Annotated in this window: 25 protein-coding genes and 1 pseudogene; 7 read left to right on the top strand and 19 right to left on the bottom strand. The window is 70.3% G+C overall.

Annotated features, from left to right (window positions below; all coding sequences use genetic code 11):
• Window positions 1-3: 3 nt before the first annotated feature.
• The 6 genes from GBA65_RS19610 to GBA65_RS19585 all read right to left on the bottom strand — a co-directional run bounded on the left by GBA65_RS19610 (window position 4) and on the right by GBA65_RS19585 (window position 5248).
• Window positions 4-507 carry a Uma2 family endonuclease gene (locus tag GBA65_RS19610; RefSeq protein ID WP_207955950.1) on the bottom strand — a complete coding sequence of 168 codons (504 nt, stop codon included), beginning with the start codon at window positions 505-507 and terminating at the stop codon, window positions 4-6.
• A 175-nt stretch (window positions 508-682) separates the two neighbouring features.
• Entirely contained in the window at window positions 683-880 is a 198-nt protein-coding gene (locus GBA65_RS19605; protein ID WP_166397985.1) for a YbdD/YjiX family protein, read from the bottom strand.
• On the bottom strand, window positions 873-3011 hold the full coding sequence (locus GBA65_RS19600) for a carbon starvation CstA family protein (RefSeq protein WP_166397984.1): 2139 nt from the start codon (window positions 3009-3011) through the stop codon (window positions 873-875). Before GBA65_RS19600 ends, GBA65_RS19605 begins: the two co-directional genes overlap by 8 nt.
• Window positions 3012-3311: 300 nt before the next feature.
• Entirely contained in the window at window positions 3312-3521 is a 210-nt protein-coding gene (locus GBA65_RS19595) for a hypothetical protein (RefSeq protein WP_166397983.1), read from the bottom strand.
• Between the two features lie 84 nt (window positions 3522-3605).
• Window positions 3606-4331, bottom strand: a complete 726-nt coding sequence (locus GBA65_RS19590) for an ABC transporter permease (protein WP_166397982.1) — start codon at window positions 4329-4331, stop codon at window positions 3606-3608.
• A 38-nt stretch (window positions 4332-4369) separates the two neighbouring features.
• The gene (locus tag GBA65_RS19585) at window positions 4370-5248 is read right to left on the bottom strand and encodes an ABC transporter ATP-binding protein (protein WP_166397981.1); all 879 of its coding nucleotides are present in this window, start codon (window positions 5246-5248) and stop codon (window positions 4370-4372) included.
• Between the two features lie 127 nt (window positions 5249-5375).
• Between GBA65_RS19585 and GBA65_RS19580 the strand changes: the two genes are divergently transcribed.
• From GBA65_RS19580 to GBA65_RS19570, 3 genes are all read left to right on the top strand, one after another.
• Entirely contained in the window at window positions 5376-5663 is a 288-nt protein-coding gene (locus GBA65_RS19580) for a type II toxin-antitoxin system prevent-host-death family antitoxin (RefSeq protein ID WP_166397980.1), read from the top strand.
• A complete protein-coding gene (locus GBA65_RS19575; protein WP_166397979.1) occupies window positions 5660-6079 on the top strand; it encodes a type II toxin-antitoxin system VapC family toxin in 420 nt (139 codons plus the stop codon). Before GBA65_RS19580 ends, GBA65_RS19575 begins: the two co-directional genes overlap by 4 nt.
• Window positions 6080-6181: 102 nt before the next feature.
• Complete coding sequence (locus tag GBA65_RS19570) at window positions 6182-6370, top strand: PCP reductase family protein (RefSeq protein ID WP_166397978.1); 189 nt, start codon at window positions 6182-6184, stop codon at window positions 6368-6370.
• Here the strand turns inward: GBA65_RS19570 and GBA65_RS19565 are convergent.
• The 3 genes from GBA65_RS19565 to GBA65_RS23690 all read right to left on the bottom strand — a co-directional run bounded on the left by GBA65_RS19565 (window position 6363) and on the right by GBA65_RS23690 (window position 8453).
• Window positions 6363-7205, bottom strand: coding sequence for a glycosyltransferase family 2 protein (locus GBA65_RS19565; protein ID WP_166397977.1), 843 nt, complete (start codon window positions 7203-7205; stop codon window positions 6363-6365). The two genes, GBA65_RS19570 and GBA65_RS19565, sit on opposite strands and share 8 nt — an antisense overlap.
• Window positions 7205-7591, bottom strand: a complete 387-nt coding sequence (locus GBA65_RS26870; protein ID WP_207955949.1) for a glycosyltransferase family protein — start codon at window positions 7589-7591, stop codon at window positions 7205-7207. The genes GBA65_RS19565 and GBA65_RS26870 overlap by 1 nt, the downstream gene beginning before the upstream one ends.
• A gap of 166 nt (window positions 7592-7757) precedes the next feature.
• On the bottom strand, window positions 7758-8453 hold the full coding sequence (locus GBA65_RS23690; RefSeq protein WP_207955948.1) for a glycosyltransferase family protein: 696 nt from the start codon (window positions 8451-8453) through the stop codon (window positions 7758-7760).
• A gap of 254 nt (window positions 8454-8707) precedes the next feature.
• On the opposite strand from GBA65_RS23690, the gene GBA65_RS19555 reads away from it, so the two are divergent.
• Window positions 8708-10603 carry a glycosyltransferase gene (locus tag GBA65_RS19555; protein ID WP_166397976.1) on the top strand — a complete coding sequence of 632 codons (1896 nt, stop codon included), beginning with the start codon at window positions 8708-8710 and terminating at the stop codon, window positions 10601-10603.
• Window positions 10604-10656: 53 nt separating this feature from the next.
• Here the strand turns inward: GBA65_RS19555 and GBA65_RS19550 are convergent, their stop codons facing one another.
• The 6 genes from GBA65_RS19550 to GBA65_RS19525 form a co-directional block, all read right to left on the bottom strand.
• Window positions 10657-10983, bottom strand: coding sequence for a transcriptional regulator (locus GBA65_RS19550; RefSeq protein ID WP_166397975.1), 327 nt, complete (start codon window positions 10981-10983; stop codon window positions 10657-10659).
• Entirely contained in the window at window positions 10980-11570 is a 591-nt protein-coding gene (locus tag GBA65_RS19545; RefSeq protein ID WP_166397974.1) for a hypothetical protein, read from the bottom strand. Before GBA65_RS19545 ends, GBA65_RS19550 begins: the two co-directional genes overlap by 4 nt.
• A gap of 168 nt (window positions 11571-11738) precedes the next feature.
• Window positions 11739-12812, bottom strand: a complete 1074-nt coding sequence (locus GBA65_RS19540) for a glycosyltransferase family 9 protein (protein WP_207955947.1) — start codon at window positions 12810-12812, stop codon at window positions 11739-11741.
• Window positions 12809-13510 (bottom strand): glycosyltransferase family 9 protein, encoded by a 702-nt coding sequence (locus GBA65_RS26865; RefSeq protein ID WP_207955946.1) that lies wholly within the window; start codon window positions 13508-13510, stop codon window positions 12809-12811. Before GBA65_RS26865 ends, GBA65_RS19540 begins: the two co-directional genes overlap by 4 nt.
• Before the next feature lie 402 nt (window positions 13511-13912).
• Window positions 13913-14224, bottom strand: a complete 312-nt coding sequence (locus tag GBA65_RS19530; protein ID WP_166397973.1) for an MTH1187 family thiamine-binding protein — start codon at window positions 14222-14224, stop codon at window positions 13913-13915.
• Between the two features lie 116 nt (window positions 14225-14340).
• Window positions 14341-15036, bottom strand: a complete 696-nt coding sequence (locus tag GBA65_RS19525; RefSeq protein WP_166397972.1) for a hypothetical protein — start codon at window positions 15034-15036, stop codon at window positions 14341-14343.
• 299 nt (window positions 15037-15335) lie between these two features.
• On the opposite strand from GBA65_RS19525, the gene GBA65_RS19520 reads away from it, so the two are divergent.
• The gene (locus tag GBA65_RS19520) at window positions 15336-15992 is read left to right on the top strand and encodes an Asp23/Gls24 family envelope stress response protein (RefSeq protein ID WP_166397971.1); all 657 of its coding nucleotides are present in this window, start codon (window positions 15336-15338) and stop codon (window positions 15990-15992) included.
• Window positions 15993-16041: 49 nt separating this feature from the next.
• A complete protein-coding gene (locus tag GBA65_RS19515; RefSeq protein WP_166397970.1) occupies window positions 16042-16542 on the top strand; it encodes a mismatch-specific DNA-glycosylase in 501 nt (166 codons plus the stop codon).
• Window positions 16543-16606: 64 nt separating this feature from the next.
• On the opposite strand, the gene GBA65_RS19510 is transcribed toward GBA65_RS19515, so the two are convergent.
• Window positions 16607-17092, bottom strand: coding sequence for a calcium-binding protein (locus tag GBA65_RS19510; protein WP_166397969.1), 486 nt, complete (start codon window positions 17090-17092; stop codon window positions 16607-16609).
• 227 nt (window positions 17093-17319) lie between these two features.
• Here GBA65_RS19510 and GBA65_RS19505 point away from each other — a divergent pair, with 227 nt between their 5' ends.
• Window positions 17320-18192, top strand: coding sequence for an NAD(P)-dependent oxidoreductase (locus GBA65_RS19505; protein ID WP_166397968.1), 873 nt, complete (start codon window positions 17320-17322; stop codon window positions 18190-18192).
• A 5-nt stretch (window positions 18193-18197) separates the two neighbouring features.
• Here the strand turns inward: GBA65_RS19505 and GBA65_RS19500 are convergent.
• From GBA65_RS19500 to GBA65_RS25590, 3 genes and pseudogenes are all read right to left on the bottom strand, one after another.
• A pseudogene (locus GBA65_RS19500) lies at window positions 18198-18853 on the bottom strand (DUF1028 domain-containing protein).
• Window positions 18854-18917: 64 nt separating this feature from the next.
• Entirely contained in the window at window positions 18918-20699 is a 1782-nt protein-coding gene (locus tag GBA65_RS19495) for an N-acetylglutaminylglutamine amidotransferase (RefSeq protein ID WP_166397967.1), read from the bottom strand.
• A 33-nt stretch (window positions 20700-20732) separates the two neighbouring features.
• Window positions 20733-21017 carry a circularly permuted type 2 ATP-grasp protein gene (locus tag GBA65_RS25590; RefSeq protein ID WP_166397966.1) on the bottom strand — a complete coding sequence of 95 codons (285 nt, stop codon included), beginning with the start codon at window positions 21015-21017 and terminating at the stop codon, window positions 20733-20735.
• Window positions 21018-21040 lie beyond the last annotated feature (23 nt).

Genomic DNA, 21040 nt, shown 5'->3' with positions numbered 1-21040 from the left:
CTCCTACAGGCCCTCGTAGATCTCGGCGAGGGGGAGCTTCGTCTCCGGGCAGGGGACGGGGACGAAGCCTCCCTCGCCCACGGCCTCCCCCTGACGCCACTCGCCGCTCTCACCGCGCCAGTGCCGCTCGACGCGGCGCTCGTCCTGGGCCACGATCAGGTACGCCCGGAGGGTCGGGATCTTGCGGTACGCCAGCATCTTCTCGCGCCGGTCGATGGACTCCGTGGAGGACGAAGCAACCTCGACGACGAGGCAAGGCTCGTGCTCGACGAGGGGGTCGTCGCCCTCCGGACCACAGGCGACCATCACATCCGGGTAATAGATGGTGTCCTCGGCTGCTCTCAGCTTTACGGTCTCCACGTACACGCGGCACGGGCCGCCGCGAGAAGCGGTAAGTAGATGGGCGTAGACGTTGCCCACTATCCTGTTGTGCCGCTTGGTCGCTCCGACCATGGCGTGGACCATACCGCCGACGTACTCGTGACGCACCGTGGCGGTCTCTTCCATCCGCAGGTACTCCTCGACCGTCGGTAACCCATGCGGTTGTGAAGGCTGTGACATGAAGCGAGTATAACGAAGGAGAGTCCGGCCACCAACGCAAAGAGGAGGAGGGGCGTCCCCTTCGCCCCTCCTCCTCTTCTCTCTGCCTCGCGGCCCGACCGGGCCGCCTACCCTGGCGTTATCAGGGACAGCGGCTGCCGGGGTTGTTGAACTTCTCGTCCTGTCGCCAGCGGTAGAACTCGCCGCGGTCCATGGGAACTTCGTCCCCGTGCGTCCTGGCGTGAACGGCCAGGTAGCGATCGTAGGCGTTCTCGCCGGAGATCTCCTTGAGGTAGCCCCAGGCGTAGCGGAGGGGCGCCAGTACGGCCTCCTTACTCATCGCTCCGGTATCCGCCTCGGGACCCGCTCCCCGCGCCTACCGGCTCGCGGTCGCGCGCGTTGCCGTCCACGTCGAGGTGCGACTCTTCCCAGGGCGCCTCGCTCATCACGGGCTGCTTGCGGCCGCGTATCAGGCCGGCCCAGACCCTCATCGCGTCGGCAATGATAATGATAATGAGGAGGGCGAAGAGGACCGAGAGGATGCCGTCCACCGTGGAGTTGGTGATGATCTGCTGCACGTCCTCGGCGCTCTGCGCCGTGCCGTAGAGCTCCCCGTTCGCCAGGGCCTCCTGGGCCGCCGAGCGCTGGGCGAAGAAGCCCATCCTCGGGTCGGACGAGAAGATCTTCAGGTAGCTCGCCGTCAGCGTGACGGACGCGTCCCAGGCGAGCGGCAGCAGCGTCACCCAGACGTATTTGAGCTTGCCCATCTTGATCAGGATCGTCGTCCCGACCGTGAGGGCGACCGCCGCGAGAAGCTGGTTGGCGATCCCGAAGAGCGGGAAGAGCTGGTTGATGCCGCCCAGAGGATCGTTGACGCCGACGTACAGGAAGTAGCCCCAGGCCCCGACGATCAGGGCGCTCGCCAGGATGTTGCCCGGGAGCCAGGAGGTGCGGCCGAGCGGGCGGTAGACGTTGCCGAGCATGTCCTGGATCATGAACCGGCCGACCCGCGTACCGGCGTCCACCGTCGTCAGGATAAACAGGGCTTCGAACATGATCGCGAAGTGGTACCAGAACGCCTGAAGCGCCGCGCCGCCGATAAGCCCCGAGAAGATCGCCGAGATCCCGACCGCGAGCGTAGGCGCCCCGCCCGTCCTCCCGATGATGCTGTCCTCGCCGACGTTGTCGGCGGTCTGCTGCAGCGTCTCCGGGGAGACGGAGAACCCGAAGCCCTGCACGGCCTGGGAGGCGGACTGGACCGTGTCGCCCAGAGCCGCCGGCGGCGCGTTCATCGCGAAGTAGACACCCGGGTCGAGGGTGCACGCCGCGATGAGCGCCATCACCGCCACGAACGACTCCATGAGCATCGCCCCGTACCCGATAAACCGGACCTGGGATTCTTTCTGGATGAGCTTCGGCGTCGTCCCGCTCGCCACCAGCGCGTGGAAGCCCGAGAGGGCGCCGCAGGCGATGGTGATGAACACGAACGGGAAGAGCGAACCGGCGAAGACCGGACCCTGGCCGTTGAAAGCGAACTCCGTCGCGCGGGGCATCTGCATCACCGGGAGGGTGAGGGCGATGCCGACGGCCAGGAGGGCTATCGTCCCGATCTTCATGAACGTCGAGAGGTAGTCGCGCGGGGCGAGGAGCACCCACACCGGCAGGACGCTCGCGATAAAGCCGTAGGCGATGAGGGCGAAGGTGATCTGGTTGCCCGAGAACGTCCACGCCTCGGCGTACTGCGAGGCGTCGATGTAGCCGCCGCCGACGATCGCGAGCAGCAGGAGCCCCACCCCGATGAGCGAGACCTCCAGCACCCGTCCGGGGCGGAGGAAGCGCAGGTAGACGCCCATGAACAGGGCGATGGGCAGCGTCATCAGGAGCGAGAAGGCGCCCCAGGGGGATTCGGCCAGGGCGTTGACCACGACGAGCGCGAGCACCGCGAGCAGGATGACCATGATGGAGAGGACCGCGATGAGGGCGGCGACGCCGCCGACCGGGCCTATCTCCTCGCGCGCCATCTGCCCGAGCGTCTTGCCGTTGCGGCGCATGGAGAAGAAGAGCGTCGTCATGTCCTGCACGGCGCCGGCGAGGATGACGCCGAAGATGATCCAGACCGTCCCCGGGAAGAAGCCCATCTGCGCCGCCAGGACCGGACCGACGAGCGGCCCCGCCCCGGCTATGGCCGCGAAGTGGTGCCCGAAGAGCACCCTCCGGTCCATCGGCTCGAAGTCGCGGCCGTTGTTGAGCCGCTCGGCGGGCGTGGCCCGGGTGTCGTCGGTCTCCAGCACCTTTGTCTGGATGAAGCGCGCGTAGAACCTGTAGGCGATGGCGTAGGACGCGAGAGCCGCGAAGAGGAGCCAGGCGGCGTTTACCGTCTCGCCCCTGGAGAGCGCCAGAACTCCCCAACATATGGCGCCGAAGATGGCGACGCCGATCCAGATGGCCCACCGGCCCAACCCGTTGCCCATATTCTCCTCCGAACCTCTTCCCAAAGGCCTACCCCAAACGCGTGCATCCTAGCACAGGTGATGTAGCCGCAGAACTCGCGGGATGCGCGCCGTCCGACGGCCCCGTGGGCCATGCTTACGCCGTTCTCGAACGCGAAGGAAGCGTCGCTCCGTACCGGCGATCGCAGGTCCGGCACGGAGCCGGCGAGCTCTAGGCCGCTCGAGCGGCGCTGCCCTCCAGGGTGGCTCCGCGGATAGGGACGTACGGAGGGAAGGGCCCGAGCCGTACGGCGGCGCTAGGCCGCGACGGCGGGCACAGGGCTAGCGGTTGGGCGGCGTGTCCTCCACGAGGTCGTCGCGCTTCGTGGCGGCCGAGAGGGCGGCGCGGGCGGCGCTCAGGGCGGTCGAGACGAAGCCGGCCACGCGGGCGTCCTCGAAGTCGAGGTCGCCGACGCCGGCGAGGTCCGTGTGGGCGGATTCGAGATGCCTGACGGCCTCTTCGAGGGCCCGTATGCGCTCTGATCTCTCCACGATGATGAGTCCCCCGGTTCGATTGCTGGACCACACAGGGATACCCGGTCGACGGCGGCCGTAACCCCGGGGAGCTCCGCCGGGCTAGAAGCGGGGCGTCAGGAGGCGCGGGGCGGTGAGGCAGACCGCGGCGGCGAGGACGGCGCAGATCAGGGCCGGGTAGACGAAGACCTCGGCGGGGGCCGTCCGCGTGGCGGCGCCGAAGACCGCCTTGAGGGCGTCGTTCATGTACGCGAAGGGGACGAAGTCCCGCAGGGTCGCCAGGAGGCCGGTCGGGCTCTGGTTGCGGAAGAAGCCGGAGAGGTAGATCAGGGGCGCCAGGATGGCCGTGGCGTACAGCAGCACGTCGGCGGGCGAGGAGGTGAAGTTGGCGATAAAAACCCCGAGGCAGTTCGCCGTGAGGAGCGTCGCGAAGACGCCGAAGGTCGCGGCGAGCACCCACACGAGCGGCGCGGGGTTGAAGGCGTAGACCACCAGGAGCGCCGGCAGAAGCTGGATAAAATCCAGGATCGCGTTGACGGCGAGGACCTCGAAGACGATGCGCCGGGGGGAGAGGGGCGTGAGGGCGACGCGCATCAGGATGCCGTCGTTCAGGTCCGCGGTGAGGCTCTCGCCCGCCCCGAAGGTTCCGGCCATGATCGCCACGATCCCGATGACGGCGGCGGCGTACTGGGCGGGGATGTCGCTTATGGCGACGGGCACTATGAGCGCCATGGGGTAGAGCATCTTTATGACGAGGGCGAACCTCTTGCCGAAGAAGAGCGCGACGTCCTTCTTCCAGTAGGCGTCGGGCGGGTTAACCTTCAGCATGGATCAGCGCCTCCCGGTTAGCTTCACGTACACGTCTTCTAGCGACGGCCGGCGCACCGCGAGGTCCGTGATGTCCCCCCGGCCCCGACCACCCCGCGACCACGTCCGCGACGATGCCCGCCCGGTCCTCGCACTGGAGCACGAGCTTCCTGCCCTCCGTCGTCACGCGCTCCACCCCGTTTATCTCCCCAGAGGGCGTAGTCCACGGGGTTTCTGAGGGTGGCCTCGATGCGCCGTATGCCCTCTATCGAGGAGATGAGCTCCTCGGGCGTGCCCTCCTCGACGAGACGGCCCCGGTGGAGGAAGGCGACCCGGTCGCAGAGCGCCTCGACCTCGGCGACCGCGTTGCTGGCGAGGAGCACGGAGACGCCGTTCGAGGCGAGCTCCCTTATCTTCTGCTCGTAGGCGAGCTGCGAGGTGTAGTCCAGGCCGAGGGAGGGCTCGTCTAGGATCAGGAACCTCGGGGCGTGCGCCATCGCCTCGATCAGCCCGAGCTTCTTGCCCATCCCGTAGGAGTAGGTCTTCGCCCGATCGTCCCTGTACTCCCCGAGCCCGAAGTAGTCGAAGAGCTCCGCGAGAGCGGCGTTCGCCTCCTTCTCCTCCATCCCGTAGGCCCGGGCGAAGAGGTAGGCGTTGGCCCAGCCCGAGAGGTCGCCGTAGTGCGTCGGCCGGTCGACCATGAGCCCCATGGCGGCGCGCGCCCTCCGCTTCTCCCGGAGCCCGTCCGCGCCGTTCACCCGGAACGTCCCCGAGTCCGGCGCCATCGCGGTCGAGAGGACGCGCAAGAGCGTGCTCTTCCCGGAGCCGTTCGGGCCCATCAGCCCGAAGACCTCGCCGGGCCTCACCGCGAAGCTGATGTCCTCCACGCCCCGGCCGCTGCTCTTGTAACGGCGGGAGATGTTCTCGACCTCTATCAAGATGGCCCTATTCTAGCGGCGCCCCCGCGCGCCCGTTGTTACGCGCGTCACGTAAGGACGCGGCGTAGCCGTCCGGATGGGCGCGTCGTACACTCTAGACAGTTTGGACAGAACAGGGGCGGTCGGGATGAGTTGGCAGTTGCAGGAGGCGAAGCAGAGGTTCAGCGAGCTCGTGCGGCGGGCCGAGCGTGAGGGGCCGCAGATCGTGACGAGGCACGGCGAGGAGGTGGTCGTGGTGGTGCCGGCGGAGGAGTACCGGCGGATGAAAGAGCGCGAAGAAGGCAAGAAGATGGACTTCAAGGAGTTTCTGATGAGCGCGCCGGAGGGGTTGGAGCACATCGTCGTGGATCGTGCGCCCGACGATTACCCGCGTGAGATCGACCTTACCGGCGAGGATCGCGACGGCGGGGCTTGAGCTTCGTTCTGGACATGAACGTGGTCTCCGAGGCGCGCAAGGGGACGCGGATGAACGTGGGCGTTGCGCGCTGGTTCTCGGCGGTCGAGCCGGAGGAGCTGTACCTGAGCGTTCTTGTGGTCGGGGAGATCCGCCAAGGCATAGAGGGGTTGCGTGGGCGCGACCGGATGCAGGCCGACTACCTGGAGGCCTGGCTCTCGGGATTGCGCCGCAGGTACCTGGATCGCATCATACCCATAGACGAGCAGATCGCCGAGGAGTGGGGGCGCATGAGCGTGCCCTATCCTATCTCCTCCCGTGACGGCCTCATGGCGGCGACGGCCAGGGTCAAGGGGATGACGTTCGTCACCCGAAACACCCGCGACGTCGCCCGGACCGGCGCGCGTCTTCTCGACCCTTTCGACGCCGATCGATGAGGGCCCGCTTCGGGAGGTCCTGGACTGGAGTGTGTTGCGTCGCGGTAATCGTTCGCGCGGACCCATTACAATGAGGCGCAGACTCACAGAGAGGAGCCCGGTTTGGCCGAGAAGCAAGAGATCACCTGGGACCCGGAGGCGGACCGCAGGATCAAGCGGAGCCCCTTCCTGATGCGCCGCTTCATCCGCAAGCGCATCGAGGATCGGGTCGCGTCGCGCGGCCGCACCCACGTCACGAACGCCGACGTGGACGAGAGCGCCGGGATGTACCGCCAGTACCGCTTCAAGTAGCCGGGGGCGCGTAGCGCGCCACCATCTCGGGCAGGAGCTTCAGGGCGTCGCCGTCCTCGTCCACCGTTCCTCCGGGCGCGGCGACGGTGGTCTCTACCTGGTTGCTGTAGGTGCCCGAGGGGAGGATGGCGCAGCCGCCGTAGCGGCGCATGAGGAGGTTCTGCACCAGGATCTCCTCCCCCCTCGGGTAGCGCGGCAAGCTCTCCCAGAAAGAGAAACCGCCGACCTCCAGGAGCTTCTCGCGGTCGTAGAGGATGCAGGCCGCCACCCACGCGACCTTGTAGCGCACGATCTCCCCGTCTCGTAGCCCTCCGGCGGCGTGGTACACGTTCGCCGCGCGGTGCAGGTTCCACCGCTCCCACTCCGGCGTGCCGGGCTCGACGACCTCCGGCCGGACCGGGCCCTCCCACGGCTCGACGACCTGCTGCTCCGGGCGTACGTCGCCCGCGAAGGTCAGGCCGGCGGGGAACGCCCCGACGAACCCGCAAGCCTCCGCCTCCAGGGTACGGACGAGACGCTCCAGCACCCACGGCTCCATGAAGATGTCGTCGTCGAGGTAGAGGACGTAGGGGGCCGTCGCTTTGTTCAGCAGAAAGTCCCGTTGCTCTGCAATGCCCAACAGGGTCTCGCGGTGGTGCCACTCGACGGAGCCGCCGCGGGCCCGGATCACGCGCTCCATCGCCCGCGCGACGGGTGAGTCCTCGGCCGGCTCCGTGCTCTGGTCGGCGACGACGACCCGGAGGTCGGAGAAGGACTGGCCCGCCAGGCCCGCGAGCGTCGTCAGGAGCGACTCCCGCCGGTTGTAGGTCGGCAGGAGCACGTCCACGGCCGCCACTACGCGTGTCTCCCGTTCTTCCGATCCCTCAGCACCCGCTCGTAGACCTCCGCGTGGCGCTCCGCCGTGGCGGTCCAGGAGAGGTTCCGGACGTAGGCGCGGCCCCTCTCCGCGAGACGTTCCCGCTCCGGGGCGTCCGCGAGGAGGCCGGAGACCGCGCCGGTGATGCCGGGGACGTCGCGCCGCTCGACGACGCGGGAGATCCCCCCGCCGACGAGGTCGGGCTCCGGCGGGTCGGAGCGCGTGACGACGGTCGGCAGGCCGTGCCCGAGGAGCGCGAGCAGGGTGCCGCTCTTGAGGGTGACCCCCTGGTTGAACGGCAGCACCCCGACGTCCGAGCCGGAGAGCAGGCGCGAGGCCTCGTCCTCCGGTACGTAGCCCGTCATCGCGACCGCGTCGTCCAGCCCGAGCCTCTCGACGAGCGTCCCGAGTTCGTTCCGGTACGAGGAGGCCTCCTCGCCCCGCAGCGCGAGGCTCTCGACCCCCCGATCAGGAGCAGGCGCGCCCGCGGCCGGGCCTCCAGGAGACGGGCGTGCGCCTTGAGCAGGTTCTCTATCCCCTTGACCGGGTGCAGGAAGCCGAAGTAGGCGACCACCTCGGCGTCCGCGGGCCACCCGAAGCGGGACCTCGCCCGCGCCGGGCCTCTTCCTCGCTGACGGGGGCGACGTCCACGTTGGCGACGAGCGGGATGCGCCGGAGCCTCCCCGCGAGGTGGGGCAGCCGCTCCTTTATGGCGTTCTCGGCCGGGGCGTTGGTCGTGATCAGACCATCGCTCCCGGTGAGTAGGAAACCGTCCTCGCGGTCCCAGAGGCCCCGGCGCTGCCCCCAGGTCTTGGCCCACTCGACGAGCGCGGGCGGCACGCCCGGCGGCTCCCACTCCCACCACGCGTACTCGTGGACCGTGGTGACGATGGGGACGCGGACCCCGGCGGCGCGGAGCAGGGGGGCAGGAAGAAGACGGCGCGCCGGAAGCCGTAGGTGCCGGCGGCGTGCTGGACGTGGACGACGTCGGCGCCCCGCGCACCGCCTCCCGGACCCCCGGACGAGCGCCGGAAGGTCCGAGGGACCCCAGCCGTCCACGACGCCCCTGACCTCGCCGCCCGGCGCCCCGAGGGCCGCCTCCCTCGTCGTGAGCACGACGGAGGAGACGCCGCGTCCCACGAGGGCCTCTCTCAGGCGCAGCACGTAGTGGGCGACGCCGTCCTTCTCCGGCCGGTACGTCCCCGCCACCATCGCCACGCGCGTCAAGCCGTTCTTCCCTCCTGTTCGGCGGCCTCCGTCGTCGGCGGGCATGGTACCCGTTCTCCCGGCGAACTATCCGGCGGGAACGCGAGCGGAGGACCCGGGCGAGTGTTGAAGGACACAACGACACCCCCGGCGCGGTTTTCAATGGCTCCCTTGGCTGCCGAGCGGCGCAGACCGCAGCGGCGGTCGGGGCGTCGTATCCCAAGAGCAACAGGACTATGCGCGGGCCACGCCCTGTCGAGAAGGGGGACTACGGGTTGGAGAAGCAGGGGCCCACGTTGAGCGTGGTGGTGTGCGCGCGGGGGGAGAGAGGCGCCCTCGAGAAGTCGTTGCGTTCCGTGCTCTCGCAGGGCTGGTTGCTGGACGGGGGGCGCGCCTCCTCGTTCGAGGCGATCGTCGTGGACGACGGGGACGGTCCGCCGCTCGACCTCGCGGGGGCGCTGCCGGGGGAGGCGCCGGCCTCCCTGCGCGACAGGGTGCGTGCGGTGCGCACCCGTTACCGGGGGATGGGCGCCGCCCGCTCGGAGGGCTTCGACGCCGCCCTCGGGACAACGTCGCGTGGTGCGACTCGGGCGACGAGTGGAGCCCGGATCACCTCGAGACCCTCCTCGGCTGCCTGCTCGAGTGTCCCGGGGTGGACCTCGCCTACGGCGACACCGTCCCCCGGGGGAGTACGGCGAGGGGGCGCCGTGTCGTCCGCGCCCTTCGACCCCGATCGGCTCGCGGAGGAGAACTACATCCGCGCGAGCGCCGCGGTGTTCCGGACGGACGCCGCGCACGCCCTCGGGGGCTTCTACCCCTGGCTCCAGGCCCACGAGGACTGGGACCTGTGGCTCCGCATGAGCCGCCGGTGCCTGCTCCGTCACGTGCCGGTCGCCGTGGCAAAGGTGCGAGCATGCGCCCGCCACGTTCCGGCCGGGCACCGCCGGCGGGACCTCGAGTGGGTGACCGCCGCCCACGGCCGGAGGCTGGCGCTCGCCGCGAGCGGGGGTGGAGCCCGGCGGGGTGAGCGCGAGAGCGTGGGCGTGCCCGTCGCCGGGCCGCCCACGCCGGTGCCGCCGGCACCCGACGCGGGGGAGAGGGTGCCGTTCGACCCCGAGAGCTGGGGCGACGGTCGACGGGAGCTGGCGTGGCACTCGGTGCTCAGGGCGGACGAGGGCTACGGGACGGCGGGGCGGAGCCTCCTGCTCGCGCTGGAGCGCCGGGGGGTGGACGTGGCGGCGGTCTCCGCCGTTCCGCCGGACGGGAACGCGGTGCCGCGCGGGCTGGAGCGCCTGTTCGAGGGCGGGGAGCGCCGGGAGAGGATCGGCTTCTACTACAGCTACAAGATGCGCCCGAGCACCGTGCGCTGCGAGAAGCTGGCGACCCTCTCCATGTGGGAGAGCACCCTCGTCCCCCGCGACCACGTCGAGGAGATCAACCGCGCCTCCTCCCTCCACTTCGTGCCGTGCCGCCAGAACGTCGAGAGCTTCCGCGCGTGCGGCGTCCGCGTCCCCATAAAGGTCCTGCACCACGGGGTCGACACCGGCCGCTTCCCGTACCTCGAGCGGGACCGCGAGGGCCGCCCGTACACCTTCGGCACCTTCGGCGACCTCTCCCCGCGCAAGGGGATAGACGTCCTCGTGCGCGCTTTCCTCGACGAGTTCGGCCCGCACGAGCCCGTCCGGCTCCTCCTCAAGAGCACCGCGAAGGCGAGCGCCTACGGCGCCGAAGACCCGCGCGTCGAGACCGTCGGGGGGTACCTCGAAGGGGAGGCCCTGCTGGAGACCCTCCGTGAGATGGACGCCTTCGTCCTCCCCTCGCGCGGCGAGGGCTTCGGTCTCTGCGGGATCGAGGCGATGTCCACCGGGCTGCCCCTGATCGCCACGAACTGGAGCGGCCCCTCCGAGTACCTGGACCCCGCCGACGGCTTCGGGCTCCGCTACGGGCTCGCGGACGCGGGCGGCGCCCCGAGCGGGAACGTCCGCTACCACGGACTCTGGGCCGAGCCGGACCGCGAGCACCTCCGGGCCCTGATGAGGCACCTCTACGAGCACCCGGAGGAAGGCGAGGCGAAGGGCCGCGCCGCCGCCGACAGGGTGCGCAGGGACTGGACGTGGGACCGGGTCGCGGCCCAGCTCGTCGGGGACCTGGACGAGCTCGCCCGGGAATAGTTCCGGACGACTGCGATCCGAGCGCGTAGGAGGGGTCTAGAATACTCGCGCCCTCAGGGGCGCGGGTTGCCCTGCAGGCTCCTGTGACGCAGGTCGTCGAGCCGCCTCCAGTGCTCCTCGACGGCCGCCCGTCCGCTCCCGGTGATGCGGATCAAGGTGTTGGTCTTTTTGCCGACGAACCTCTTCTCCACCTCCACGAGCCCGGCCGCCTCGAGCTTGTCCAGGTGACTGGAGAGGTTGCCCTTGGTGAGGCCCGCGAGCCGGAGCAAGAACAGGAAGTCTGCGCTCTCAAGCTCCGAGAGCGCGGTGAGTATGATCAGGCGCGCCGGCTCGTGGACCAGCCGGTCTAGGCCTGCGGGGTTCTCGGCGTTCTCCTTCACCACTCGTCGACGGTCGGACGCATCGCCTGCGCGAGCATCCTATGATCGTAGAACCCGCCGGCGAGAACCACTAGCCCGAACAGCGCGGGCAAGACCACCGCGAAAAAATCGTCCGGTGAGACCCATCCCGTGAGCGGCAGAAAGCTCGCCAACGCGAACAGCGCGCCGGCCACGCCGTAGTGAGCCATGCGTCGCCCGCCCTCGTGACACCAGGCGAACAGCCAAGCCGCTATCGCGAGCCCCATAGTGCTTACGGGCGGCAGGAGGGCGGCATCCACGAACATGAGCACGAGCACCGCCAACCCTGCGACCGTAACGGCCGCGCCGTGGCGCACGATCCCCGGCCGACGGCGAACTCGGCCGAAGGCGCGCCCGTAGTAGTAGCGGCCGATCGCCCAGGAGAGAGCGAACCCGGCCCCGAGAACCAACGCGCCGGAGATCGGCTCCCAGAGCTCAAACCAGGGCCACAGCCCCGCATTACCCGTCGCTATCGCCAGGAAGACAAGCCCGATCGGAACCTTCTTGAGCCCCTGCAGGTCGGCATAGTACCTGGCGAAGAACCTCGCCCGTTGCGCGCTTCCCTCCATCAGCTCGTACCCCCGTTAGCACCGCAATTCGGTTTGTAGTGCAAACTATATTGCGGAGGGCGAGCTCTGTCAAGCGTAGAAGGCGCGTTGTTCTCTTGCCTCCCGCGCCCGTCCTGCTCGGTCTCCCCATGTGGGTTCGTTCGAGTGGGCGCCGGGAGGGCCTAGCCCCTACGCGTGTGCCCTGACCTCGGAGAGCAGCGAGAGGCAGGCGTCTGCGACCTCGCCCGGTGGGATGTCCAGGCACTCCTGGGTGTACGGGCAGGTGAAGGCGTAGCAGGGGCTGCACGACGTCTCGCGGCGGAGCAGGCGGTGTGGCGTGTCGCGCGGGCGCCACTGCCCTTCCAGCTCCGTCCCGGCGAAGAGGACTACCTGAGGGGTCCCGAGGGCGTCGGCGATGTGCATGGTGGAGGTGTTGCTCGTCAGCAGGAGCGCGGCGCCCTCGACGAGCGCCGCGAGGCCCGCGAGGTCGGTCTGCCCGATCAGGTCTACTCCGCGGTCTCCGAGAGGGCCGAGCAGGGCCCCGCCGCGTTCGCGGTCCCCTTCCGTGCCGCTCACCACGACCGGCCAACCCATCTCGTCCGAGACGCGGCGGGCGGCGAGGGCGAAGCGGTCCGTGGGGTAGTTGCGCGACCGGGCGCTCGTCCACGGGTTGAGCAGGAGGTACGGCGAGCCCGGCCCGACGCCGCGTCCCTCCAGGAGGGACGCGACGGCGCCTCGGGCCTCCTCGGGCACCCGGAGGCCGAGGGAGCGGTCCCGGACCCCGAAGCCCGCGTGCTCGACGAGGCGGAGGTTCCTCTCCGCCTGGTGAAGACCGTCCGGGGCGGCGGGCACCTCGTCCGTCAGGACGCCGCCGCCCCACTCCTTGGACTCGCCGAGCCTCAGGGGGATGCCCGCGAGGTAGCAGGCGTAGCCCGCCGGGTGGGGCGTCTGCTTGAAGGAGGTCAGCACGACCGCGGCGTCGTACCCGCCGGCCCCCAGAGCCTCGATCATCTGCAGCTCCCGGGCCGGGTCGAGGGGGAGGCGGCCGAGGTCCTGCCAGACGACGCGCCACTCGAGCACGTCGTCCACCCACGGCAGGAGCGGGGCGGCCAGGCTCCCGCCCGGGCTCGCCATGAGCGTGAGGTGTGACCCCGGCAGGTTCTCCTTGAGCGCGCGCAGCGCGGGACCCGTCATCACCACGTCCCCGATGTTGTCGAGGCGTATCACCAGGAGACGGCGCGCCTCCGCCCACCGGCCGTTCAACGGCCGGCCGCCTCCCGCCCGGCGGGGCGCTCGGCGTTCAGGAGCGCGAGGGCCGTCGAGAGGACGCTCTCCACCGGTAGGTCCTCCAGGCAGGTGCTCCAGGCCTCCTCCTCCAGGGTGCAGGCGCCGGCGTACCAGCACGGCTGCCGGGTGAAGTCCGAGACGTCGCGCTGGGGGCAGGCGGGGTGGCCCTGCAGGTTGGCGTGGGGCGGGGGCTGGCCGTAGCGGCCGTGCCAGGAGGGGCCGAAGAGCGTGACGGTCGGGACGCCGAGGGCCGCGGCGACGCGCGCCGGGCCGGTGTCCGCGCCGACGGCGAGGTCCGCGTGGGAGAGGGCGGCGGCGAGCTCGCGGAGCGTGCCGCGGGGCAGGATCTCCCCCCGGCGAGACCGGCCACGCGCCCGGCCTGGCCCTCGTCCGAGCCCACGGGTACGACGATGCCCGCGCCGAGGCGCTCGCGCAGGGAGGCGCCCAGCGCGCCCCAGTTCCCCTCCGGCCAGCGCTTGACCTCCATGCCGGCGTCGGGAGGAGGAAGACGAGCGGCCGGCCGAGCCCCGAGAGACCGGGGCGGCGGAGGCGCGCTCTTCGGGCGTGAGCCGGAGCCGGGCGGGGCGACGGAGCCGTCGGAGATCAGGCCGTCCGACCGCAGAAGGTTCAGGAAGCGCTCCCCGACCCGCTCGTCCGGCGGGGGGGAGCGCCACAGGTTCGTCGCGGCGCGTCGTGGGACGCCGGAGCCGCGGATGAGGTCGTCTATCCCGTCGTAGGAGGTGTCCGAGACGACGAGGTCCCAGACCCCGCGCGCCAACTGCTCCTCCACCGCCCCGCGGGCGCGGCCGGGCTCGGCGTGGACGACCTCGTCGACGTGGTCGTTCCCCTCCAGAAGCTCGCCGCCGGGCGGGAAGGTGAGGACGGTGAGGCGGGCTTCGGGGTACGAGCGCGAGAGGGCCTGGATGGCGCCCAGCGAGATCAGGACGTCCCCGAGCCCCCCCAGAAGCTCGACGAAGAGTATCCGGCGGACCCCTCCGGGGAGCGTCTCGCCGGACGACCTCGGCCGCCGCGCCGCCGGGGAGGAGGGGGCGGCTTCCATCGGTTGTCCCCCCGGGCTAGCCAGCGTTCAGCTTCTCGCGGGTCGAGCGCAGCCTCTCCTCGCCGGAGCGCGGCTCGGCGTCTCGCCGGTCGTCCACCTTCACCACCGCGTAGGCCCTCCCCGCGCCGAGCTCGAAGACGGCGGCGTGCGCCCTCGCGACGGCGGCGTAGGCCTCCTCCGGGGTCTCGGCCTCTATCGTCGTCCCCATCGCTCCCAGGGTGCACTTCAGCCCCGAGCCCTCGATCGCCCTGACCGCCGCCGCCACGTAGTCGCTGACGCTCGTGGTCTCCGTCCCAAGGGGAAAGATGCTTACCTCCGCTACTACCACGGTTCCTCCTCCACTCGTCTACGGTTCGAGCCCGGCGTCCGCGTCTCGGGTCGCCTCCGGCCGGATGCTACTACCCGCCGGGGGCGGCGGGCCAACCTCGCCCGGCCGCGCGGGGGTCATCCGGTCTCGACGTCGCCGGTGTCCACGCCCAGCACGTCCGTCTGGGCCATGATCTCCGTCACGATCTCCTCCAGGTCCTCCTGCGACGCGACCGACCCGGAGAGCTGCACCACGCCTTCGACCTCCCCGACCACCTCGACGCTCGTCTCCGAGATCAGGTCGGCGATGTCGTCCGCGAGCCCGTCGTTCTCCTTGAGGAGCGGCTCCTGGACCTCTTCGCCGGTGTCCGGGTCGATGTAGACGTCGTTGCGCGGGTAGCCGGACTCTACCGTGTTGGAGCCCTCGTCCTGCCAGCCCCCCGCCTCGTCGCCCTCGCGCTCTATGTCCGCGGGGGGTGCGGCCTCGTCCGGGTCTCTCGGCGAGGTGACGAACTGGCCGTCGTGCGCGCTGTCCTCGTAGCCGTAAAGCGGCCTGGAGGGGGAGTACCCCTCCGGCGTTACCTCCTCGCCCGCGTGCTCGCCGGGCTCGTCGTCCGAGCCGTCGGGGCGATAGACGCCGAAGTCGGCCTCCGCGTCGACCGAGATCGAGCCGATAGGAAGCTCCTGGTACTGCCCATCCTCCGTCTCCACGACGACGTGGGTCACCACGACCTCCCCGTCCCCGGCGTCCCCGGTGATGACCTCCTGGATGCGCCCCATCCCCGTCCCGTCCGGCGCCCGGGCCTCCAGCCCGACCAGACCTTGACCTTCCACTCTTCGCCCTCCTCTGTGTAGTTGTGGGGTTCTTACCCCCCGGCGCCCTCCGGCTCCCATCCGAAGCTCGGAGTTGGTCCCGCAGCACCGGCGATCGTCGCGTCCGCGTGTCGCACCGAGTGCCTCTGCGGAGTGGTTCGAGGGTTGCCTCCGGAAGCGGCTCTCAGTCTTCGGACGTATTCAAAGGCCGCGTCCGGTGTGCGTTCGTGTGAGATCGTACGGGGGCGCAAGGGTTGCGCGACGCCTATCCGGGGAACCATCATATGCGAGGCCGTAGAGACGGGAGGATGGAACAGAAGATGAGCGAACGAGCAGAGCAGCGGCAGGGGAGCCCGCTGGACAGCGAGCGCGGCACCACTACCATCGAGGACGCCGTCGTCAAGAGGATCGCGGGCCGGGCCGCGAACGAGGTCGAGGGCATCCACATGGGCGGCAACGCCGCTCGCGGCGCGGGTGGGCTGCTGGGCAGGGCGACCGGCTCCTCGGGCGACGAGACGCGCGGCGTCTCCGTCGAGGTCGGCAGGATCGAGACCGCCGTCGACCTGACGATGGCCGTGGACTACGACAGGAACATCCTCCAGGTCGTCGGCAGGGTCCGCGAGAAGGTCGAGGAGCGCATCCGGAGCCTCACGGGGCTCCGCATCACCGAGCTTAACGTGACCGTCAGCGACATCCTCTTCCCGGACGGCGGCGGCGGACAATCCGGGCGAAGGGGCGAGCTCGCCGCCGGAGGTTCCTCGGACGACGACTCCGAGGACGACACGGCCCCCGTCCGGCCCCGCGAGCCCGTCAGCCGCGAGCGCACCGGCCGCGAGGACGTGCACGTGGAGGGCACCCCGGTCGACGAGGGCGAGACCGCCGAGCTCAGGCTGGGCGAGGACGTCCGCAAGCGCTCCTCCGGGGAGCGCGGCGAGGGCCGCGGGGAGCGCGGGGGCGAGGGGCGGCGGGACAGGTAAGCCCCCCGACCCCGTCGCGACCGAGCGACCCCCGAGAAGTTAGGCGTTCGTGGCCGGGGACTTGCTCAGGCCCGGCCTCCGGCTCGTGGTCTGCGGCTACAACCCCTCGCTCACCTCCGGGAAGAGCGGGCACCACTACGCGCACCCCGGCAACCGCTTCTGGCGCGTCCTCCACGCCTCCGGCATCACCGACCGCCTCTACCGTCCGGAGGAGGACGAGGCCCTGCCGGGCTCCCTGGGCATCGGCTTCACCAACCTCTGTCCGCGTCCGACGCGCCGCGCCGACGAGCTCTCGCGCGAGGAGATCCGGGCCGGCGCCCTGGAGCTCGAGCGGAAGCTGGAGAAGTTCCGGCCCCGCGTGGTCGCCTACGCCGGGATCGGCGTGTACCGCTGGTTCCGCGCGAAGGGGAAGGTCTCGTGGGGCGTGCAGCCCGAGCCGGCCGTCCCCGGCGTCACCGACGTCGTCCTGCCGTCCCCCTCCGGCCTCAACCGCATGAGCTTCGACGAGCTTGTGGAGCACTACCGCCGGATCGTCCCACTCATCGGGTAGGCCAGCGAAGACGCGAAGAGGGGAGGGGCGAGATCTCGCCCCTCCCCTCTTCGGCTGGTGATGCCTAGGAGACGAACTTCTCGCAGTTGACGAAGCTGTCGTAGGAGGAGTCCGAGCCCTTCTTGACCGTGTCGATGCCCGAGCCGCAGTCCACCACGTCGCCCGCGTAGTCACCGGCGGTGTAGAAGGTGTCGTCCCCGGGGCCCCCGTAGAGGGCGTCCGCGCCGGAGTCGCCCCAGATCGTGTCGTGCCCGGAGCCGCCCTGCACGGTGCGCTCCTCGACCCTGTCGTCGCCGGAGCCGCCGTGGATCTGGTCGTTCCCCGGACCCCCGTAGAGGCCGTCGTTGCCGGCGTCGCCGTAGAGCTTGTCGTCGCCGCCGTAGCCGTAGAGGTTGTCGTTGCCCTCCTTGCCGTAGAGCACGTCCGCTGCGGAGGTGCCCCGGAGCGTGTCGCTACCCGCCGTGCCCGTGAGCGTCGCCGCTATCGCCGTACCCGAGAGCGCCAGCGTGAGGGCCGCCACCGTCAGAACCAGAACCATCTTCTTCGTCATGCCCTTCTCCCTTCGTCGTCGCTTCCGGTTCGTCCGGTTGCTGGTGACGAGAAGAATAAGGACCGTGAGTTACGTCACGTCTACAAAAGCGCAACGATCGGAGTACGGTTCGGCTACGTTTAAATAACAGATCAAATTATCTGATTTGGCGTATTGCATGAAAATGCTCCACCCGTTACCGTGCTAGGCTCGCTGCCTGGAGTGTCGACGAGGGAGGGCCGGAGGAGATGTCGGGGAGCGAGAACGTGGTGGCCGTGCTGGGGACCGGGATCATGGGCGCTGCGATGGCCCGGAACCTGCTCGGGGCGGGTATGGAGGTGCGAGCCTGGAATCGCTCGCGCGAGAAGGCCGAAGGGCTCGCCGAGAGCGGCGCCACCGTCGCCGACAGCCCGGAGGAGGCCGTAGACGGCGCCGGCTTCGTCGTCACGATGCTCGCCGACGCGAACGTCATCGCGGAGGTGCTCGGCGGGGGGACCCTCTCCGGGCTCGCCGAGGACGCGGTCTGGCTGCAGATGAGCACCGTGGGCGAAGGGGGGAGCGAGAAGCTCGCCGCGCTGGCGTCGGAGGCGGGCGTTACCTACGTCGACGCCCCCGTGCTCGGGACGAAGGCGCCGGCCGAGGGCGGGCAGCTTATCGTGCTCGCCTCGGGACCGGAGGAGGTGCGCCCGCGCTGCGAGCCCGTCTTCGAGCCGATGGCGAGCCGGGTCGTCTGGCTCGGGGAGGCGGGGGCGGGGAGCCGCCTCAAGCTCGTGGTGAACAACTGGATCACGGGCCTCCTCGGAGTCCTGGCCGAGACCGTCGCCCTCGCCGAGGCCCTCGACGTCGACCCCGCGCGCTTCCTCGAGGTCATCGAGGGCGGCCCGTTGGGCGTCCCCTACGCGCAGATCAAGGGCAAGATGATGATCGAGGAGGACTTCCCGACGAGCTTCTCGGCGAAGCTCGCCCGCAAGGATACCGGCCTCGTCCTCGAGGCCGCGTCGGAGCGCGGGCTGCGCCCCCTCATCGCCGAGGCCGTGGCGAGGCGTTTCGACGAGGCGATAGGGGCCGGGCACGGCGAGGAGGACATGGCCGCCATCTTCGAGGCCGTCAAGCTCCGCTAGGGGACCTAGCCCTCCGGGATGAGGGTGCCCCGGATCTCCTCTCCCATCTCCTCCTCGGGTTCCTCGCGGGTCGGCAGCGCCTCGACGAACGGCAGGAGCTCGACCTTCGCCACCTCGTAGACGCGCCTGAGCTCCGCCACGGGGTCGGCGTGGTCGTCGACGCGCAGGTCGAGGTAGGGGTAGGGCTCGGTGCCGACGACGCGCAGCGCCGCGCTCTGGCGGCCCCGTTTGTCCCCGCCCGCCGCCTGCCCGGCCTCGAGGGCGCGCACGAGCCGTTCGGGGAGCTTCTCGCCGCGCGCCCCCTCGTAGGCTTCGAGCATCGAGGTGAGGGTCTCCTCGCCCACGAGGAGGTTGCCCGCCACCGCGAGACGGTCCCCGAGAAGTGGCCCCGGTAGTCGTCTGCCTCGGCGCCGGTGTGGACCGCGACGCCGCACACGGAGTCGAGGACGATAAGCTGGCGCTTTCGGGGGTCGCGGTCGAGGGCGATCATGCGGCGCAGGGTCTCCTCCGCGCCGTAGCCGCGCTCGAGGAAGTCCAGGCCGTCCACCGCGAGGAGGGGGTTGGCGCGGGCCTGGGTCACGACGATGCCCACCCCCGCGCGGGCGAAGGTCGTGATCGCGCCTACCGCCGGGAACTTCGTGCTCACACAGGCGCCGAACATGCCCGTCTCCGGGTCGCACGCCGCTATGGAGAAGGTCAACCCATCCCCCTTCCGCTCGAAAGCCTTATATACCCCGCGTCTGAAGCCACAGCTCGAGCAGCCCTATCTGCCAGAGCTTGTTGCTCCCGAGCCGGGTCTTCTCGGCGTTGGGGGCCGCGAGGAGCCGTTCGACGTAGTCCTCCTTGAAGATGCCCCTCTCGCGGGCGGCGGGGGCGTGGAGCGCCTCCCGGACCATCTCCAGGAACGGCCCTTCGAGGTGCTTGAGTGCTGGGACCGGGAAGTATCCCTTCTCCCGGTCTATGACCTCGCCGGGGATGACGCGCCGGGAGGCCTCCTTCAGGACGCCCTTGCCCCCCTGGGCGAGCTTGAGCTCCGGGGGGCAGGCGGCGGCGAGCTCGACGAGGTCGTGGTCGAGGAAGGGGACGCGCGCTTCCAAGCCCCAGGCCATCGTCATGTTGTCCACGCGCTTTACCGGGTCGTCGACGAGCATGACCTGGCTGTCGAGCCGGAGGGCGCGATCGAGCGGGGCGCCCGCGCCGGGGCGGGCGAAGTGCTCCGCCGCGAACGCCCGGCTCACGTCCTCCTCGGCCAGGTACTCCGGGCTGAGGGCCTCCTCCATCTCCGAGCGCGGCCGGTCGAAGAAGTGGGCCTCGTAGGTGTCGAGGCCCGTCCCCCTGGCGTCCTCCATCGGCGGGTACCAGTCGTAGCCGGCGAAGACCTCGTCGGCCCCCTGGCCGGATTGGACGACCTTGACGTGCCTCGCGACCTCCTTGGAGAGGAGGTAGAAGCCGACGACGTCGTGGCTGACCATCGGCTCGCTCATGGCGCGGATGGCGCCGTGGAGGGCGGGCAGCATCTCCCCACCGGAGATCAGCATCTTGTGGTGGTCGGTGCCGTAGTGCTCCGCGACGAGGTCGGAGAACTCGAACTCGTCCCCCTCGATGCCCCCGACCGCCTCGAAGCCGACGCTGAAGGTCTGGAGGTCCTTCTGGCCCATCTCGGCGAGGAGCCCGACGATGATGCTGGAGTCGAGGCCGCCGGAGAGCAGAACGCCCACCGGCACGTCCGAGACCATGCGCCGCTCGACGGCGACGCGCAGGGTCTCCAGGACGGCGTCCTCCCAGTCGCGGGCGGTCATGCCCTCGTGGGCGGGGTCGCGGTCGTACGGGGGGGACCAGTAGCGCTTCTCGCCGCGGGAGCCGTCCGGCTCCAGGACGAGCAGGGTCGCCGGCGGCAGGCGCCTCACGCCCTTGAGGATGGTGCGCGGCGTGGGCACGACGGAGTGGAACATCATGTAGTGGTGGAGCGCCGCCGGGTCTATCGAGGCGTCGACGCCGCCCCCCGCGAGGAGCGCCGGCAGGGTCGAGGCGAAGCGCAGGGCGCCGTCCGGAGTCTCCGCGAGGTAGAGCGGCTTGATACCGAGCCGGTCGCGCCCCAGCACCACCCTCCCGGTGTCCCGCTCGACGATGGCGAAGGCGAACATGCCCTTGAGGCGGTCCACGAAGCCCGTCCCCCAGCGGTGGTACGCCTTCAGCAGAACTTCGGTGTCCGAGGTCGAGAAGAAGCGGTAGCCCTTGCCTTCGAGCTCCTTGCGCAGCTCGGGATAGTTGTAGATGATGCCGTTGAAGACGATCGTCAGGCCGAGCTCGGGGTCGGTCATCGGCTGGGAGCCGGACTCGGAGAGGTCGATGATCTTGAGCCGCCGGTGCCCGAGCGCCACGGGCCCTTGCGCCCACGCCCCGCCGCCGTCCGGGCCGCGGTCGCACATCGTCTCGCTCATCCGGGCGACGGCGCCAAGGTCCGCCGACCTACCCGACGGGCGTACCTCGCCGCAGATCCCGCACATTAAGATCCTCCCCTTCGAAGATAAGAGCCACGCCTACCTCAGTCCTCCAGCACCCAGGTGTCCTTGAAGCTGCCGCCCGCCGAGGAGTTGACGACGCGGGTGCCGGGCCTGGCCACCCTCGTCAGGCCGCCGGGCATCACGTAGCCCCCTCGGGAGCACGAAGGCCCGGAGGTCCACGAACGCCTCCTGCGCCTCCGAGGAGCCGTCGAGGACGTGGGTCGAGAAGTCCAGAAACTCCTGGGCCACCCAGGCGGTGGGGTCGGCCTCTACGGCCTGCCTGGCCTGCCTTATGGTCTCCGCGTCCGCCTCCGGGCCCATGACGAGGCCCTTCGCCCGAAGCC

Source organism: Rubrobacter marinus, assembly GCF_011492965.1.
In the GTDB taxonomy this organism is placed as follows: domain Bacteria; phylum Actinomycetota; class Rubrobacteria; order Rubrobacterales; family Rubrobacteraceae; genus Rubrobacter_F; species Rubrobacter_F marinus.
This window is presented reverse-complemented; position numbering and strand designations above follow the sequence as displayed.